At 67.8% G+C, this 16818-nt stretch carries 15 protein-coding genes; 3 read left to right on the top strand and 12 right to left on the bottom strand.

What is annotated here, in order from left to right; genetic code table 11:
- Positions 1-569, top strand: a 569-nt coding sequence (locus tag FN976_RS14790) for a type 2 periplasmic-binding domain-containing protein (RefSeq protein WP_489885973.1), incomplete at its 5' end; no start/stop codon positions are given.
- Positions 566-1690 carry an ABC transporter substrate-binding protein gene (locus FN976_RS14795; RefSeq protein WP_145893816.1) on the top strand — a complete coding sequence of 375 codons (1125 nt, stop codon included), beginning with the start codon at positions 566-568 and terminating at the stop codon, positions 1688-1690. The genes FN976_RS14790 and FN976_RS14795, both read left to right, overlap by 4 nt.
- 31 nt (positions 1691-1721) lie before the next feature.
- Here FN976_RS14795 and FN976_RS14800 read toward each other — a convergent pair whose 3' ends face one another.
- The 3 genes from FN976_RS14800 to FN976_RS14810 all read right to left on the bottom strand — a co-directional run bounded on the left by FN976_RS14800 (position 1722) and on the right by FN976_RS14810 (position 3776).
- Positions 1722-2480, bottom strand: coding sequence for a hypothetical protein (locus FN976_RS14800; RefSeq protein ID WP_186510912.1), 759 nt, complete (start codon positions 2478-2480; stop codon positions 1722-1724).
- The gene (locus FN976_RS14805; RefSeq protein ID WP_145893818.1) at positions 2480-3169 is read right to left on the bottom strand and encodes a DUF6781 family protein; all 690 of its coding nucleotides are present in this window, start codon (positions 3167-3169) and stop codon (positions 2480-2482) included. The genes FN976_RS14800 and FN976_RS14805 overlap by 1 nt, the downstream gene beginning before the upstream one ends.
- Positions 3170-3251: 82 nt before the next feature.
- On the bottom strand, positions 3252-3776 hold the full coding sequence (locus tag FN976_RS14810) for a hypothetical protein (RefSeq protein ID WP_145893819.1): 525 nt from the start codon (positions 3774-3776) through the stop codon (positions 3252-3254).
- A gap of 150 nt (positions 3777-3926) precedes the next feature.
- Here FN976_RS14810 and FN976_RS14815 point away from each other — a divergent pair, with 150 nt between their 5' ends.
- Entirely contained in the window at positions 3927-5072 is a 1146-nt protein-coding gene (locus FN976_RS14815) for a helix-turn-helix transcriptional regulator (protein WP_145893820.1), read from the top strand.
- A 19-nt stretch (positions 5073-5091) separates the two neighbouring features.
- On the opposite strand, the gene FN976_RS14820 is transcribed toward FN976_RS14815, so the two are convergent.
- The 9 genes from FN976_RS14820 to FN976_RS14860 form a co-directional block, all read right to left on the bottom strand.
- The gene (locus FN976_RS14820; protein ID WP_145893821.1) at positions 5092-5577 is read right to left on the bottom strand and encodes a thioesterase family protein; all 486 of its coding nucleotides are present in this window, start codon (positions 5575-5577) and stop codon (positions 5092-5094) included.
- The gene (locus tag FN976_RS14825) at positions 5574-6737 is read right to left on the bottom strand and encodes an acyl-CoA dehydrogenase family protein (RefSeq protein ID WP_145893822.1); all 1164 of its coding nucleotides are present in this window, start codon (positions 6735-6737) and stop codon (positions 5574-5576) included. The genes FN976_RS14820 and FN976_RS14825 overlap by 4 nt, the downstream gene beginning before the upstream one ends.
- Positions 6738-6792: 55 nt before the next feature.
- Positions 6793-8694, bottom strand: a complete 1902-nt coding sequence (locus FN976_RS14830) for an ATP-binding protein (protein WP_145893823.1) — start codon at positions 8692-8694, stop codon at positions 6793-6795.
- Between the two features lie 4 nt (positions 8695-8698).
- Positions 8699-9877, bottom strand: a complete 1179-nt coding sequence (locus tag FN976_RS14835; RefSeq protein ID WP_145893824.1) for an acyl-CoA dehydrogenase family protein — start codon at positions 9875-9877, stop codon at positions 8699-8701.
- A 10-nt stretch (positions 9878-9887) separates the two neighbouring features.
- Positions 9888-11477 (bottom strand): acyl-CoA carboxylase subunit beta, encoded by a 1590-nt coding sequence (locus FN976_RS14840; RefSeq protein WP_145894067.1) that lies wholly within the window; start codon positions 11475-11477, stop codon positions 9888-9890.
- Positions 11478-11491: 14 nt separating this feature from the next.
- On the bottom strand, positions 11492-12382 hold the full coding sequence (locus FN976_RS14845; protein ID WP_255440444.1) for an SDR family NAD(P)-dependent oxidoreductase: 891 nt from the start codon (positions 12380-12382) through the stop codon (positions 11492-11494).
- Positions 12379-13044, bottom strand: a complete 666-nt coding sequence (locus FN976_RS14850) for a TetR/AcrR family transcriptional regulator (protein WP_145893825.1) — start codon at positions 13042-13044, stop codon at positions 12379-12381. The genes FN976_RS14845 and FN976_RS14850 overlap by 4 nt, the downstream gene beginning before the upstream one ends.
- A 69-nt stretch (positions 13045-13113) precedes the next feature.
- Positions 13114-14046, bottom strand: coding sequence for an adenylate/guanylate cyclase domain-containing protein (locus FN976_RS14855; RefSeq protein ID WP_145893826.1), 933 nt, complete (start codon positions 14044-14046; stop codon positions 13114-13116).
- A gap of 31 nt (positions 14047-14077) precedes the next feature.
- Positions 14078-16765 (bottom strand): excinuclease ABC subunit UvrA, encoded by a 2688-nt coding sequence (locus FN976_RS14860; protein WP_145893827.1) that lies wholly within the window; start codon positions 16763-16765, stop codon positions 14078-14080.
- Positions 16766-16818: the final 53 nt, after the last annotated feature.

A 16818-nucleotide genomic window follows, 5' to 3' on the forward strand; every position in this document is an offset into this window, starting at 1 on the left:
CCGACGACCTGAAGGGCATGAAGGTGCGCGGCCCGACACGGCAGATCACCAAGATGCTCGGCTACGTCGGCGCCACCCCGGTGGGCATGCCGCTGCCGCAGATCCCCGATGCGCTGTCCAAGGGCACGATCGATGGCTGCGTGATTCCGTGGGAGGTGGTGCCCTCGGTGAAGGTGCACGAGCTGACCAAGTTCCACAGCGAGTTCGAAAACTCAGGCGGGGCCTTGTACACGACCACGTTCGTGATGAGCATGAACAAGGCGAAGTACAACTCGCTGGCGCCGGACCTGAAGAAGATCATCGACAACAACTCCGGCATGGCCACGTCGGCCTGGCTCGGGAAGACGCAGCAGGGCAATGACCCGGCCGGGCGCAAGGCCGCGGAAGACCGCAAGAACCAGATCTACCGGATCACGGCCGCGGATGCCCAGGAGTTCAAGCGCAAGGCGCGCCTGGTCGAAGTGGAGTGGGTGCAGGACATGGACAAGCGCGGCCACGACGGCAAGAAGCTGCTGGAGACGGCGCGCGCACTGATCGAGAAGCACGGCAAGACCGCGCCCGCAAGATGAAGACCCCGCAGGCAGGCCTGCTCGGATTCTGTATCGCACTCGCGTGCGCAGGCATCTCCGCGCGCGAACTTGTCGTCGCGCAGGTGGGACCCTTGAGCGGCCCACTGGCTGGCAACGGCGTGGCCAATCACCAAGGCAGCCAGGCCTGCATCGACGAAGCCAACGCGGCCGGTGGGATCAACGGCCAGCCTTTACGGCTCATCGGTGAAGACGACCAGTACAAGCCGGCCGAAACCGTCCGGAAGCTGAAGGAAGTCGCCGGCCGGGAGCAGCCGGTGGCGTTCCTCAACCTGCTCGGTTCCGCCAACGTGAAGGCGGTGCTGGAGGAGAATGTCCTTGACGCGCTGAGGATTCCCGTCGTCGGCGTCACACCCGGCGCGGACGCCCTGCGCAACCCTGGCAGTCCCTGGCTCTTTCACATCCATGCGAACGACACAGCGCAACTGAAGCGCATCCTGCAGCACCTGGCCACTCTCGGGCTGCGCCGCATTGCCGTGGTGTACCAGGACATCCCGTTCGGCCACGGTGGAATGAAGTTCATCGAGGGCCTGGCGCCCTCGCTGCAGATGACCATCACCGGCCGCGTCCCGGTGGCTTCCGCTGCCGACGCGTTGCGGGCCGAGGCCGAGAAGTTGCGGGCCACCAACGCCCAGGCGTACATCATGGTGCTGGTCCCGAACAGCGGCAGTTCGCTGGTGCGCGACGTGCGGCAGCTCGGCGATGCCACACCCATCTACGGCATGTCCTATGTGCCGGTCCATGGGATCCTGGAGAAGGTCGGCCAGGCCAAGGCGCTCGGCGTCGGGCTTGCGCAGGTGACGCCGAATACCTTCTCGTCGTCGACGGGACTGAGCCGCCAGTTCCGAGCCGCGATGGCCAAGCATGCGCCCGCTGGAACCGCGTCGACGCAACTGCACCTCACGGGCTATCTCAGTTGCCGCGTTCTGGTGGAGGCCTTGAAACTCACACCGTCGCCGATCACGCCAATCAAACTGCAGGCGGCCTTGCGCAGGCTGCGGGCCGATTTCGGCGGCTATGTGGTCGAATTCTCGGGCGGCAACGAGGGCTCGCGCTACGTCGACATTGGCGTGGTCACGCGCGACGGCCGGCTGCTGTACTGATCAAACCGCGGCCACGGCCCCTGGCCAGACGCTAGAGGCGGCCGTACTTCGCATAGGCCGCGGACCGCCCCAACCGTGCGACGCGCAAGGCGCCGCCGCCTGCCAGGATTCCATCAGCGGCATCCACATAATCGCGCTCGCCGGACGGCGCGCCTGGCCGCACTTCATACACGCCGATGTTGAACATGAACACCCGCTCCGTCAGGCCCTGGAACCAGTGGATGTTGTGATGTTCGTCGGAAACGGAACTCACGTGGCCCGGTTTCGCCACTTCGTCCGAGACCGGGCGGATCAGCATGTGCGTGTCCGTCCCTTCGAGGCGGTCGTAGTGGCGCACCCGGGCCTCCCCCGCCAGCACCATGTGCAGGGTCGCCATGTTGTGGTGGCCGTGGGGAACGACGGCGACATCCTTGCGCAGCGTGAACAGGTAAGGCCGGAAGCGCAGGAACTGCAGGCGGCCGTCCTCACCGGGGAAATACAGGCGCTCCATGCCTTCGCCTTGGCTGGGGAACTTCGCGGATGCGGCCAGTTGCTCGAAATCGAGCGAGCGCAGCAGGTCCGGCAGTTCCAGGCGCCCCAGGACGGCTTCGACTTCCGATTGCCACGCGCGTGGCGTCGCGGTGCCCGCAGACAGTGCACCCGACGCCTCGTCGAGCCGGGTCAACCAGGGGCGCGCCGACCACTTGAGCGATCCGCTCAAAGCGTGGGCACCGGACGCCTGCCTCAGAAGTCCCAAGCCGAGCAGCAGGCGCAGTCCGGAGCCGCAGACGTCGCGGCGCCCGGAATCCACTACTTGCGCTTGGCCTTGGCCGCCGGGGCCGGCGACGCATCACCCTGCATCCCCTGCGACATCCCGATCAACACCCCGCTCGCCAGTGCCGCGTAGCTGTCGAGCAGCGCGCCCATCGCCTTCACGCTCGCGTTGCGGCCTTCGCGCATGGCGGACTGCGCCTGCTCGGTGAGCTGCTGCACCGTCTGCGCCGCGTGCGCGCCAGTGCCGGAGCCTTTCATTTGCAGCTTCTCGAGCGCCTGGCCCCAGGCGCCTTCGAGGGGGCCCGAAGCCTGCGACAGCGACTTGCGCACGGTGTCGAAGAACATGTCCTCCATTTTCTCGATGTCGTTCAGCGCCTTCTTCACCTGGGTTTCGCGCAGGCCCGCGCCCTGGTCCACCAGTTGCTCCAGCGCGCGGCGGTTCGCTTCCACCGCCTGCAGCAAGGCGGCGTCCATGCCGGCGATGGCCTTGGCCAGCAGCGGCTCCATCTGGTCGGCGCCCATCGGGTTCTGGCCGGCGCCCTTGGCTGCGGCGGCCGTCACCTGCTTGAGCGCGCCCTTGATGTTCGTCATGGTCAGCTCGCGGCCTTGCAGGGCCTTCAAGGTGGCCTCCTGCACCGCCTTGCGCAGGGTTTCGCCTCCGCGGGCGGAGGCTTCGGAGAACTGGGTGATCAGGGCGTCAGCGTCGAATCCGAATTTGGCGGCCATGGAAGGTCCTGTGAAAGTGGTGGCCAGGCCACTATAGCGAGGGGCCACCATCCGCACAATCGATCCCGGCCGCGCCCGCCGGTCAGGGACGCACGAAGGGCTGGTTGTCCAGCGCGCTCGGGTAGCCTTCCGCGTCGGGGTTGGAGCCGGTTTCGTCGGTGGGGATGCCGGTGAAGAACCTGCCGTCCCCGCGCACCACGAACACCTGCTTCTCGGTGCTTCCGCCAGCGGCCACGTTCACTTTGTCGACCGTCTCCGTTCCGATGGCCTTCGTGCCGACGATCGAGATCGTTCCACTGCTCGCGTCGCTCCTGACGACGGTGCCGGTGCAGTTGGAGGTAGCGTAGGTCTTGGAGTCGACCGTGAACGATGCCGTCGTGTCGCTGGTCCTGGTGACCTGCAGCGTCTCGAATTCGGAAGCGGTCGGGCCATCGAAATTGCAGACGGTCCAGTTTCCTGTGTACCTCTCGATCGCGGTCGCCGCCGGTGGCGCGGGACTGGGCGTGGGCGCCGTGGCAGCCCCGCCGTCATCATCGCTGCCGCCGCAACCGGCGAGGACGCCGATGGCGGTGGCCAGGAACAAGGTGCGCAGTCGTTGAGTGGGCATGATTCTCCTCTCGTAGGCCCGTTGCAGAAAGCCGTCATGCTTCGACGGTGTCTCGATTGGAAACATCTACACTCGCGATGACATCCTCCACGTGGCGGAAGGGTGTGTAGCGGATAGGTTTTATTTTTTGTGCGCTTGTCGCAGGCACAAATGACGAGAACAACAGCAGCTGTACGCAGTTCCGAAACGGAGAAAATCGTCGCGTCGATCTACGACGCGGCCCTCGAGCCCCAGCGCTGGACGGCGGCGATGGGCCTTGTTGCCGGCGCCATCGCGGCCGATTCCTCGTTCTTCTTCAGCACCCACAGCGACGTCGATCCCAAGGCCGTCGTGCACATGTTCAACCATGCGCCCGAGATGCCCGAGGAGTTCGGCCGCTTCTGGCATTCGCAGGACCCCTGGGCGCTGGCAGCGCAGCGCAGGGGCCTGATGAAGCAGGAGACCCTGGTGGTCGGCTCCGAACTCGTGGCCCCCGGTGAATTGCGCCGCACCGCGTTCTACAACGAGTTCTCGCGCCAGCACGACATCCATTCGATGGTCGGTACCGTGCTGTTCGATGGGCATGACACCGACGCGATGCCATTCACCAATCTCGTGTGGCACCGGCGTCCCGGGGTGGACGATTTCTCCTTCAGCCAACGCGACAGGCTGCGGCCCTTGCTGCCGCACTTCCGGCGCGCCTTGCGGGTGCAGCGCCGCATCGGATGGTTGGCGGACCAGCGGTCGCACGAGGCATTCAGCGCGATGCACATCGCGAGCATCGTGCTCGACCGGGCTGGCGCCGTGCTGCAGCACAATGCCGCCGGCGCGGGGTTCCTGGCGACGCTGCCGCCCGATTGCTTCCGGTTCGGTCGCCTGCGCGCATTGGGCACGCGATGCGCGCCGTCCGTGGCGGAGGCCCTCGGACTGGCCCGGCGCGGAACCCCCGCGCGCATCAAGGCACTGCTGCCGAACGATCCCCCGCAGGTCATCAGCGCCTCACTGCTGCGGGTTCCCGAAGGCTCGGCGCACGGCCCGCCGGTGGTGGGCGCAGGCGAGTGCTTCCTGCTGCTGGTGGAATTGCCGCGGGCGGGCGGGCGCGAAGTGGCGCAATCCGTCGCCACGCTCTTCCAGCTTTCGCCGGCGGAGGTCCGCGTGCTGGGCGGCCTGCTGGACGGCCGCACGCCCGCCGGGATCGGCGAGGAGAGCGGCAGCGCCATCAGCACCGTGCGCAGCCAGATCAGCAGCCTGCTGGCGAAGACGGGCTGCGCGTCGCAGTCGGAGTTGCTCGTCCTGCTGCGCGGCATGCGGCTGTAGCCGCCCGCTCCCGGCAAGCTCAGGAAACGATGTAGGCGCCCATCGCCACAGCGAGCAGCTTGCCGTCGGCGCCCTTCCATTCCATGCGCGTGGTCGCCACGCGCGAGCCGAGCCGCAGCACCTCGGCGCGCAGGTCGAAGCGATCCCCGATCACCGGACGCAGGTAGTCGACGCGAAGGTCAATGGTCCCGAGCTTGGAAAAGCGCTGCATGCGTTCGGCCACCGGCTCGTCCAGGTGCCGCGCGCCGATGGCGGCCATGGCGGCCAGGCCGCCCATGGCGTCCAGGCAGGCACTCGTCACGCCGCCATGCACGCGGTTGTAGTGAAAGTGGCCCACCAGCTCCGGCTTCATCGCGATGCTGCCCGTCACCACTTCCGGCTGGACGTCGGCAATCTTCAGGCCCAGCACACGGTTGAACGTGATGTGCTCTTCGAACATCACCCTCAGCGCCTCCACGAATTCGGGTTCGAACGCCGCGGGCACCGTCGTGGTCTTCTTGCTCATAGACCCAACTGCCTCGCGGCCAGGTCCTTCATGATCTCCTCGGCGCCGCCGCCGATCATCATCACCTTGACCTCGCGGTAGATCCGCTCGCTCTTGGTGCCGCGCATGAAGCCCATGCCCCCCAGTGTCTGCACCGCGGCGTCCGCGCAGAACTGCATGGTTTGCGTGCTGTGGTTCTTCAGCATGCAGACCTGCGCCACGCAATTGGGGTCAGATTCCAATTTCCCGGCGTCGGCCAATGCGGTGACCGCTTGCAGCCAGGCTTCGGTGGAGGCGATGCGCATCTGCATGTCGACCAGCTTGTGGCGCACCACCTGCTTCTCCACCAGCGCGGAGCCGAAGGTCTTGCGCTGCCGCGCCCAGTCCAGGGCCTCGTCGTAGCAGGCCTGCGCGAAACCCAGCGCCATGGCCGACATCGCCAGCCGCTCACCGTTGAAGTTGCTCATGATGATCTTGAAGCCCGCGCCTTCGTCGCCGACGAGGTAGCGGGCCGGCACGCGCACGCCGTCGAAGCGCAGGTGCGCGGTGTCGCTGGCAAGCCAGCCCATCTTGTCGAGGCGGCTGCGCGAGAGGCCTTTGGCGTCGCCGGGCACAACCATCATGGAGATGCCGCCGGCGCCTTTGCTGCTCGGCTCGCCCGTGCGAACCGCGACGGTGATCCAGTCGGCCCGCATGCCGGACGTGATGAAGACCTTCTCGCCCTCGATGACGTATTCGTCGCCATCGCGGCGTGCTGTTGTCCGCACCGCCGCGACGTCGGAGCCGCCACCGGGCTCGGTGATGGCCAGGGCAGCGATCTTCTCGCCGTGCAAGACGGCTGGAATCACTTCCTGCTGCAAGGCCGCGCTGCCATGCCGCAGCACCGGGGGCAGGCCGATGTTCAACGAGAACAGGCTTGCCAGCACGCCACCGCTGCCGCCGTACCGGCTCATGGTGACCGACATGGCGTTGCGCAGCGCGAAGGAGGCCGGCGTTCCGCCCAGATCTTCCGGGTAGCCCAGGCCGAGCAGTCCGAGCGCCGCAGCCTCGTGGTACAGAGCGCGCGGGATCTCTCCCGCCGCATCCCACTCGCCAGCGTTCGGCGCGATGCGCTCCAGCGTGAATCGGCGCACGCTGTCCGTGAATGCCTCGATCTCGGAGGCGAGCTCGAGGCTGTTCACTGGACGACCCTCCGTCCTTCGGACTGCGGGATTCGCCTTGGGGCGGCCCGGCGGCTCATGCCGGCTCCAGCGTCAGCAGGACCTGCGACGTGGCGGCCTGCTGGCCGGGCTCGACGTGCAGGCTCTTCACGATGCCGTCTCGCGACGCGGCCAGCGCGTGTTCCAGCTTCATCGATTCCAGCACCAGCAGCGTGTCGCCCTTGCGCACCGTGTCGCCCGCCTGGGTCTTGACGGCGATCACCTTGCCGTTGAAGGGAGCGCGCAGTTCGTTCGCGGATTTGGCGCCGGGGCCGGAGGTGGGCGGGTCGAAGGAGGCGTCTTCGATGAAGAGGTCGATGGCGCCTTGCTGGATGTGGAAGCGTTGCTTCGAGACGCGCACCGACAAGAGGGGCGACCTCGCCGGCGCATCGCCAACTTCATGCATCTGGCCCCGGTGCCGCAGGCGCAGCGGGCGGCGGAAGGGAACAGCCAGCACGGGAGTGGGAGCCTGGCCCACGATGGCGGCGACGCCACAGGGCACGGCGATGGCGGCTTCGGCTTGGGCCAGTTGCGTGCGCAAGGCGTCGCCGTGGTCCGCGAGGAAGGGGATCAGCGCTTCTCCTGCTCCGAAAACCGGATGGCGCAGGCATGCGGCCAGGAAGGCGCGGTTGGTCGGTAGCCCCAGGACCTGCAAGCGGTCGAGGGAGACTGCGAGTTGCGAGAGCGCCTCGGCACGGGTTGAGGCGTGGGAGATCAGCTTGCCGAGCATCGAGTCGTAGTGGGGGGAGACTTCCAGGCCTTCGAAGATGGCGTGGTCGAAGCGCAAGGTGGTGCCGCGCGCGCCCCCACCCCCACCTGCACCCCACGAAGCGGCGCTTCGTGGGGGCCCCGCTCCCTCCCCCAGAGGGGGAGGGAGAAAATGCAGAACCATGCCGGTGTGCGGGGTGAACGATTCGTCTTCTGCGCACAGGCGGACTTCGATCGCGTGGCCCTGGAAGCGAATCTGCTCCTGCGTCAGCGGCAAACGTTCGCCGCGCGCGACGCGGATCTGCCACTCGACCAGGTCCAGTCCGGTCACCATCTCCGTCACCGGATGCTCCACCTGCAGCCGCGTGTTCATCTCCATCAGGAAAAACTCGCCGCCCTCGACCAGGAACTCCACAGTCCCGGCGCCCACATAGCCCGCAGCTTGCGCCAGCTCGACGGCGCAACGTCCCATGCGTTCACGCAGTGCCGCGTCCACGGCCGGGCTCGGCGTTTCCTCGACGATCTTCTGGTGGCGCCGCTGTACCGAGCAATCCCGCTCGCCCAGGTGGATGCAGTTCCCGTGCGCGTCGGCGAACACCTGCACCTCGACATGGCGCGGGCGCAGCAGGGCGCGCTCCAGCAGCAATTCACCCGAGCCAAAGGCCGACTGCGCTTCCGAGCGCGCGCTCTGGACGGCGGCACGCAGCTGCGACGCTTCGGTGACCAGGCGCATCCCTCGGCCGCCACCGCCGGAGGCGGCCTTCACCATCACCGGGAAGCCGACACGCCGGGCCTCCGTCTCCAGGCGCTCATCCGACTGGTCGTCACCCTGGTAGCCCGGCAGGCAGGGCACACCGCGCGCCTCGGCCAACTGCTTCGCCGACGACTTGCTCCCCAGCTTGCGGATCGCTTCGGCGGATGGCCCGACCCAGGCCAGCCCCGCATCGGCGACGGCCTGCGCGAACTCGGCGTTTTCGCTCAGGAAACCGTAGCCAGGATGCACCGCATCCGCGCCGGTCTCGCGCGCCGCCAGCAGCAGCTTGTCGATGCGCAAATACGTGTCGGCGGAGGCGTTGCCGCCCAGGGCATGCGAATACGTGGCCTCGCGCACGTGGAGCGCCGCGGCATCCGCATCCGAATGCACGGCCACGGTCGCTATGCCCATGGCATGCGCCGTGCGGATCACGCGGCGCGCGATCTCGCCGCGGTTGGCGATGAGGAGGCGTCGCATTGCGTCAGTGCTGCGCCGGCGGCCGCTTGGCGATGCCCATCAGCTTGGCCAGGATGCCCATCATCACTTCGTCGGCACCGCCGCCGATGGAGCCGAGCCGGCCGTCGCGGTACATGCGCGAGACCTTGTTTTCCAGCGTGAAGCCCATGCCGCCCCAGAACTGCAGGCAGGTGTCGGGCACGGTGCGGTTCAGGCGGCCGGCCTTCAGCTTGGCCATGGACGCCAGTTCCAGGACGTCCTGGCCTTGCACGTACAGGTCGCAGGCACGGTAGGTCAGCGCGCGCAACGCCTCCACTTCCGTCTTGCATTCGGCCAATTTGAACTGCACCCATTGCTGGTCGGCCAGCGCGGCGCCGAACAGCTTGCGTTCCTGCGCCCAGTCGATGGTCCACTGGATGCAGTTGGTGAGCGACTGCAGGCAACTCGCCGCGGCCCAGAGGCGTTCTTCCTGGAACTGCTGCATCTGGTAGATGAACCCCTGGCCCTCGGCACCGATGCGGTAGCGCTGCGGCACCCGCACCTCGTCGAAATAGATCAGCCCGGTGTCGCTGGAATGCATGCCGATCTTGCGGATCTTCTGCGCCACCTCGATGCCCTTGCGCAGCTTGCCGTTCTCGCGCATGGGCACGATCACGAGCGACTTGTTCTTGTGCACCGGACCTTCGCCCGTGTTCACCAGCATGCACATCCAGTCGGCCTGCAGGCTGTTGGTGATCCACATCTTCTGGCCGGTGATGACGTAGTCGTCGCCGTCCTTCACCGCGCGGCTCTTGATGCCCGAAACGTCGCTCCCGGCGGCCGGTTCGCTGACGCCGATGCAGGCGACCATGTCGCCGGCGATGGCGGGTGCCAGGAACTCGCGTTTGAGTTCGTCGCTGCCGAAGCGTGCCAATGCCGGCGTGGCCATGTCGGTCTGCACGCCGATCGCCATGGGCACGCCGCCGCATTCGGTATGGCCCAGCGCTTCGGCCATCGCCATGGAGTACGAGTAGTCGAGGCCGGCGCCGCCGTATTCCTCCGGCTTGCACAGGCCCAACAGGCCGAGATGGCCCAGGCGCTTGAACACTTCATGCGCGGGGAAGATCTCCGCGGCTTCCCATTCGTCGACGTGCGGGTTGATCTCTTCGTCGATGAAGCGCTTGAGGGTCTTCTGGATCTCGAGGTGTTCGTGGGTGTATTGCATGGTTTGTCTCCTACATTCTTGCGACACCGAATTGCATCGGGTTCAACTGCCTTGCTTCCGCTTCCGCGATCGTTTCCAGGCAAAACGCCAGGACAGCCCGCGTGTCGCGCGGATCGATCACGCCGTCGTCCAGCAGCAGACCTGACGTGTAGAACGCATCGGCTTGCGATTCGAAAACCGCGACGATCTTGTCGAACTGCGCTTTCGATTGCTCCGGGTCGGCCGCGATACCTTTGCGGGCCAGCGCCGCCTCCGTGACGATCTGCATGGTGCGGGCGGCCTGCTCGCCGCCCATCACCGCGGTCTTCGCGCTCGGCCAGCTGAAGAGGAAGCGCGGCGCGTAACCGCGACCGCACATGCCGTAGTTGCCTGCGCCGAAGGAGGCGCCGCACTGGATCGTGATCTGTGGCACCGTGGCGTTCGTCACGGCCTGGATCATCTTGCTGCCGTGCTTGATCATGCCGCCCTGCTCGCTCTCCTTGCCCACCATGTAGCCCGTGGTGTTCTGCAGGTAGATGATGGGGTGGCCCAGCTGGCACATCCACTGGATGAAGTGCGTGGCCTTGTTGGTGCCGGGCACGTCGATCGGGCCGTTGTTGGTGATGAAGCCGACTGCGTGGCCCGCGATGTGGCCCTGCGCGCAGACGGTGGCCGCGCCGTAGAGCGGCTTGAATTCGAGGAAGCCGTCGTCGACGAGGCGGCGTGCGATGTCGCGCATGTCGACGGGTTCGCGGAGAGTCAGCGGGATCATCGAGAGCAATTCCTCCTGGCTGTCATTGCGGACTTGATCCGCAATCCATGGTGCCTCGCCACGATGGATCCCGGGTCGAGCCCGGGATGACAGGTGATGGACTACGTCGCGTGCGATCCCCAACGCCTCCCGGTCATCCTCCGCCAGGTACTCACCCAGCCCGGAGACACCGGTGTGCATTTCCGCTCCGCCCAGTTCCTCCTCCGTCGCCACCTCGCCCGTGGCCGCCTTCAGCAGCGGCGGCCCGGCAAGGAACGCGCGCGAGCGGCCGCGCACCATGATCACGATGTCGCTCAGGCCCGGCATGTACGCGCCGCCGGCCGTGCCCGAGCCGTGCTGCACGGTGATCACCGGAATCCCCGCCGCCGACAAGCGCGCCAGGTTGCGGAACAACGCGCCGCCGTGCACGAAGCCCTCCACGCGGTACTTCATGAGGTTTGCGCCGGCGCTCTCCACCAGGTGCACGAAGGGCAGCTTGTTCTGCAGCGCCAGTTCCTGCACCCGCAGGATCTTGTCCAGGCCCATCGGCTGGATGGCGCCGGCGTCGATGCCGGAATCGCTGGCGACGACCATGCAGCGCACGCCGGCGATGAAGCCGATGCCGGCCACGATGCCGCCCCCCGGCACCGAAGCCGCCGGGTCCTTGCTGTCCTGCAGGAAGCCGGCCAGCGAACACAGCGGCAGGTAGGGCGTGCCCGGGTCCAGCAGCAACGCCACGCGCTCGCGCGGCAGCAGCTGCCCGCGCTTGTCGAACACCGGCTTGGCCTCTGCCGACTTGTCGGCCGAGCGCTGTTCCAGGGCGCGCAGTTGCGCGATGCGGCCCAGCATGGCGTCACGCCGTTCCTGCATGCGGGCGGCAACGCTCACGACTGGAACACCTTGGGCATCACGTACCGATGAAACCCGTCGAACGGCTTCACCGCATCGCGCCCTTGCGCCTCCACCGGCGCCGCCACCTGCCCCCAGCCCATGCGCACCTGCGGCCGCGCGCCGTCGATGCGCAGCACGATCCCGCTGACGAAAGCGGCGGCCGGGCTCAGCAGATAGACGATACCGGCCGACGTCTCGGCCTCGTTGCCGAAGCGCCCCGCCGGCACGGTCTCGCGCATTTCGCGCAGCATGGGCCCCGCTTCGGGCGGATAGTGGTCCATTCCGCTGGAGGCGATGTAGCCCGGCGCCACCGCATTCACGCGCACGCCGCTGCGAGCCCATTCCAATGCCGCCGTCTCGGTGAAGCTCACCATGCCCGCACGCGCCGCGCCGCTGTGGGCCATGCCGGGCATGGAGCCCCAGATGTCGGCCACGATGTTGACGATGGCCCCACCGTGCGCCTGCATGGACTGCAGGTAGCACTCGCGCGCCACCAGGAAGCCGCCGGTGAGGTTGGTCGCGATCACCGCGTCCCAGCCCTTGGCGCTGATCTTCTCGACCGGCGTGATGTACTGGCCGCCGGCGTTGTTCACCAGGCCGTCGATGCGGCCGTGCGCCACCACCATGGCCCGCACCATGGCCTGCACCGCCGCCTCGTCACGGATGTCGCAGGCATGGAAGCTGGCACGGCCGCCGTCGGCCACGATCTCGCCGGCCACGTGCTGCAGCTTCTCGAGCTTGCGCCCGACCAGCACCACGTGCGCGCCAAGCGCAGCGAGTTCGTGCGCGGTGCAGCGCCCGATGCCCGAGCCGCCGCCGGTGACGACGACGATGCGGCCGGCGAACAGGCCGGGCGCGAAAACGGAACGGTAGCCGGTGCTCAAGATGCCTCCCCGATGAACAAAGCCATGGCCGCGGCCGTCAGGCCCTCCAGCGTGGCACCCTTGCGCCGGTCGTACCACTGCGCCGACCAGTTGAGCGCGCCGAAGATCAGCAGGCGCGCCAGTTTCACGTCGGCCTGCAGCCGGCCCTCGGCACGCAGTGCTTCCAGCACCGGCACCCACGGCGCCTCGTACTCGCTTTGCAGTTCGGCCAGCACCGTGCGCTGCTTCGGCGTGATCGAACGCGCCTCGTACAGCATCACGGGAATGAAGTCGCTGCCCGGGCCGAGCAGGATGTCGAAATGGTGGCGCACCAGCGTCCGCAGCAACTCCGCGCTGCTGGTGCCCTGGGTCTGCGCCTTCTGCAGCGTCACCTGCTGGTGAGCGATCGCGGAGCGCATGCCCTCTTCCATCACCGCGAACAGCAACGCCTGCTTGCTCTTGAAGTGATAGAAGGGCGAGCCGCTCTGCATGCCGGCGGCGGCGGCGATGTCGCGCGTGCTGGTGGCGTCGAAGCCCTTGCGGCGGAACAGCTTGGCGGCGCCGACGATCAGCGCCTGCCGGCGGTTGCCGTCGTCGCGCTCATCGACCGTCTTGCGCGGGCGCCCGCGCGGCCGTTTCGCCGCCGGTGCAACGGGCGCAGTGCGGACGGCAGGGGCTTCCATGGCCCGCGACCATAGCAGAGCGGACGATTTATAGCAAGCGCGCGCTTGGTATAAATCAGTGGCCGGGCTTCAACGCTTCGCCCCCGGCCCAACCGCCAGCGAGAAGTTCACCGTCGGCACCATCAGGTCATCGAAGCTCGGTGCCAAGGCGATCTCGCCGCTGTCGTGCAGCACGCATTCGTCGCGCCGCAAGGTCAGCACCGTCTGCGCGCCGGTGAAGCGCACGCTGGTGCCGAAGCTGCTCAGGTCCACCAACACGAAGGTGGGGTTGCGCCATTCGATGCGCGCATGCAGGCGCGAGACATGGCGGTCGTTCACCACGAATTCCGCCTCGCGAGCGCGCCCCATGTGCACCGGCAGGTTCTCGGCGGGGAATTCCTGGCATTGGTCGAGGTAGGTCAGCTCGATCAGCCCTTGGGCCAGCGGCCCGCCGCCGGGCGCCTTGGGGGCCGCGTAGCCCGGCAAGGTCATCATGTCGGTGGCCAGGTCTTCCCATTCGACGCGAAACACCTTGCGCTGCTGCGCCTTGCCGCGGATGGTGACGTTGCCCAGCGCGTGGAAGCGCACGCCCGGCGCGGGGTATTCGACCTGGCCGGTGACGCTGTCGGTGGCCCAGATCTGCCGGCCGCCGGAGAGATCCGCCATGCGGGAAGCCACGTTGACAGCGTCGCCGTAGCAGTCGCCGTCGACCTCGACGATCTCGCCGCAATCCAGGCCGACCTGCAGATCCATCAGGTGGGCGGGGCCGCGAGCCTTCTTGCGCTTTTCATGCTCGCGCTGCATGTGCACCACGGCTTCGATGGCGTTCTCGCCGTCGGGAAAAAGTGCCAGCACGCCGTCGCCCAGCGTCTTGACGACGCGGCCATGGTGCTGTTGGCAGACCTGGCCGATCCAGTTGGTGAGGCCGGTGATGGTCTGGGTGGCCGCCTCGTTGCCCAGCGCCTCGAACACGCCGGTGCTGCCCGTCAGGTCGGCGAACATCACGGTGGTGCGAGCGGTCATCCCTTGCGCGAGAAGTGGGTTCTCGGGCAGTTTACACGCCAGTCAGACATTCGGCGAGGTAAGGAGCGGTGCGACTGCCCGGAGCCCGGGCCACGACCGGAGGCGGCCCTTCGGCCACGATGCGCCCGCCTTCGGCTCCGGCACCGGGACCCATGTCGATCACCCAGTCGCTTTGCGCCACCACCCGCATCTCGTGCTCCACCACCACCACGGTGTTCCCGTCATCGACGAGCCGCTGCAATTGCGCCATCAACCGGTCGGCGTCGGCGGGGTGCAGGCCGGTGGTGGGTTCGTCCAGCACGTAGAGCGTGTCGCCACGCTGCGCGCGCTGCAGTTCCGTGGCCAGCTTGATGCGCTGCGCCTCCCCGCCCGACAACTCGGTGGCCGGCTGGCCCAGGCGCAGGTAGCCCAGCCCGATGTCCTGCAGCACCTGCAGGGGTCGCAGGATGGGCGCCTCGTCGGCGAAGAACGCCGCAGCCTCGTCCACCGTCATGCCCAGTACCTGGGCGACGTTGCGGTCCCGCCATTCGATCTCCAGCGTCTGCGCGTTGTAGCGCGCACCATGGCAGTCCGGGCAAGGCGCGTACACGCTGGGCATGAACAGCAGTTCCACCGAGACGAAGCCCTCGCCCTCGCACGTCGCGCAGCGGCCCTTGGGCACGTTGAAGGAAAAGCGACCGGGGTCGTAGCGCCGCTTGCGCGCGGCGGGCGTGGCCGCGAACAGCTTGCGAACGGCGTCGAACAATCCCGTATAGGTCGCGAGGTTCGAGCGCGGCGTGCGGCCGATCGGCTTCTGGTCCACCTGCACCAGGCGGCGGATCGCGCCGGTGTCGCCGGCCAACCGCCCGGACCAGCTGGCGTCGCTCGCGGAAGCATCCAGGAGGCCTTCGACCTCCTCCTCTTCATCCGGCAGCGCGCTGCCCAGGTGCCGCGCCACGAGTTCCAGCAGCGCGCGGCTGACCAGCGTCGACTTGCCCGAGCCCGACACGCCCGTGACCGCCGTCAGGCACCCCAGCGGGATCGCGGCGTCGAGCGCGTGCAAGTTGTTGCGGGTGATGCCTTGCAGGCGCAGCCAGCCGCTAGGTTCGCGCGACTCGCGGCGTTCCAGGGGCGCATGGGCGAAGAGATGGCGGCGCGTCTGCGACGCGGCCACGTCTTCGAGGCCGGCCGGCGGCCCGCTGTAGAGGATTTCGCCGCCCTGTTCGCCGGCGGCAGGGCCGACGTCCACGAGCCAGTCGGCGCGCCGCATCAAGGACAGGTCGTGCTCGACGACGAAGACCGAGTTGCCGGCGGCCTTGAGCCGCTGCAACGCGGTGAGCAGCGCTTCGCCATCGGCGGGGTGCAGACCGGCCGATGGCTCGTCCAGCACATAGATCACGCCGAACAGGTGCGAGCCGAGCTGCGTCGCCAGGCGCAGCCGCTGCAGCTCGCCAGGAGACAGCGTCGGTGTGCTGCGCTCCAGCGAGAGGTAGCCCAGGCCGAGCTGCTGCAGCACCTGCAGGCGCGACTGCACCTCCTGCGCCAGGCGCTGCGCCGCGATGCGCTTCTCTTCCGAAAGATGGCCGGTCAGCCGCACGTCCGGCGCCGCCGCATGGGATGCACCGCCGCGCGCCACGCGCTCGCGCGTGGACTGTTTCGAGGCCTCGCGGGTCAGCGTGTCGCCTTCGCCGCCCTCGCGGTCGCTGTGCCCCTGAGCCGCGGGCTGCAGGATGCGCGCCACCTGCTCGATGGGCAGTTGCGAGAGCGAGCCGATGTCATACCCGGCGAACGTCACCGCCAGCGCCTCCGGCTTCAGGCGCTTGCCTGCGCACACCGGGCACAGGCCGCTGGTCATGAACTGCGACACGCGCTTCTTCATCATGTCGCTCTGGCTCGTGGCGAAGGTCTGCAGCACGTAGTTGCGCGCGCTGGTGAACGTGCCCATGTAGCTGGGCTCCATCTTGCTGCGCAGGGCGGCACGGGTTTCCTTGGGCGTGAAGCCGGCATAGACCGGCACCGTCGGGGTTTCATCGGTGAAGAGGATCCAGTCGCGCACCTTCTTCGGCAGCTCCCGCCACGGCTTGTCGATGTCGTGACCCAAGGTGACGAGGATGTCGCGCAGGTTCTGGCCATGCCAGGCCGGTGGCCAGGCGGCGATGGCCCGCTCGCGGATCGACAGCGAATCGTCGGGCACCATCGTGGCCTCGGTCGCGTCGAAGATGCGGCCTTGCCCATGGCAGCGAGGGCAGGCGCCCTGCGGCGTGTTGGGCGAGAAATCCTCGGCGAACAGCATGGGCGCGCCGCGCGGGTAGCGGCCCACGCGCGAATAGAGCATGCGCAGGGAATTCGAAACCGTGGTGACGCTGCCCACCGAGGAGCGCGTGCTGGGCGTCCCGCGTTGCTGCTGCAGCGCGACGGCCGGCGGCAGCCCCTCGATCGAATCGACGTCGGGAACGCCCGCCTGATCGATGAGCCGCCGCGCATAGGGCGAGACGGATTCCAGGTAACGCCGCTGCGCCTCGGCGTACACCGTGCCGAAGGCCAGCGAGGACTTGCCCGAGCCTGACACGCCGCTGAACACCACCAGGGCGTCGCGCGGGATGTCCACATCGACGTCTTTCAGGTTGTGTTCGCGCGCGCCGCGCACGCGCACGAACCCGGTGGGCAGGAAGGGCGAACGGGCGCCCGGTTCAGGTGCCGCCGGCTCGCCGTGGCTGGTTGTCTTGCGTTCTTTCGCCATCTTGCGCCAAGGTAGACGCGTCTCCGCAGCGACAGCGTGGGACACAACCGAAA

The organism is Caenimonas sedimenti, from assembly GCF_007833165.1.
In the GTDB taxonomy this organism is placed as follows: Bacteria; Pseudomonadota; Gammaproteobacteria; order Burkholderiales; family Burkholderiaceae_C; genus Ramlibacter; species Ramlibacter sedimenti.

Coding starts and splice junctions, on each gene's coding strand:
- FN976_RS14855 (WP_145893826.1), bottom strand. CDS start 14,046: ATGACCGCTCGCACCACCGTGATGTTCGCCGACCTGACGGGCAGCACC.
- FN976_RS14835 (WP_145893824.1), bottom strand. CDS start 9,877: ATGCAATACACCCACGAACACCTCGAGATCCAGAAGACCCTCAAGCGC.
- FN976_RS14815 (WP_145893820.1), top strand. CDS start 3,927: ATGACGAGAACAACAGCAGCTGTACGCAGTTCCGAAACGGAGAAAATC.
- FN976_RS14805 (WP_145893818.1), bottom strand. CDS start 3,169: ATGGCCGCCAAATTCGGATTCGACGCTGACGCCCTGATCACCCAGTTC.
- FN976_RS14850 (WP_145893825.1), bottom strand. CDS start 13,044: ATGGAAGCCCCTGCCGTCCGCACTGCGCCCGTTGCACCGGCGGCGAAA.
- FN976_RS14840 (WP_145894067.1), bottom strand. CDS start 11,477: ATGCAGGAACGGCGTGACGCCATGCTGGGCCGCATCGCGCAACTGCGC.
- FN976_RS14810 (WP_145893819.1), bottom strand. CDS start 3,776: ATGCCCACTCAACGACTGCGCACCTTGTTCCTGGCCACCGCCATCGGC.
- FN976_RS14830 (WP_145893823.1), bottom strand. CDS start 8,694: ATGCGACGCCTCCTCATCGCCAACCGCGGCGAGATCGCGCGCCGCGTG.
- FN976_RS14795 (WP_145893816.1), top strand. CDS start 566: ATGAAGACCCCGCAGGCAGGCCTGCTCGGATTCTGTATCGCACTCGCG.
- FN976_RS14820 (WP_145893821.1), bottom strand. CDS start 5,577: ATGAGCAAGAAGACCACGACGGTGCCCGCGGCGTTCGAACCCGAATTC.
- FN976_RS14860 (WP_145893827.1), bottom strand. CDS start 16,765: ATGGCGAAAGAACGCAAGACAACCAGCCACGGCGAGCCGGCGGCACCT.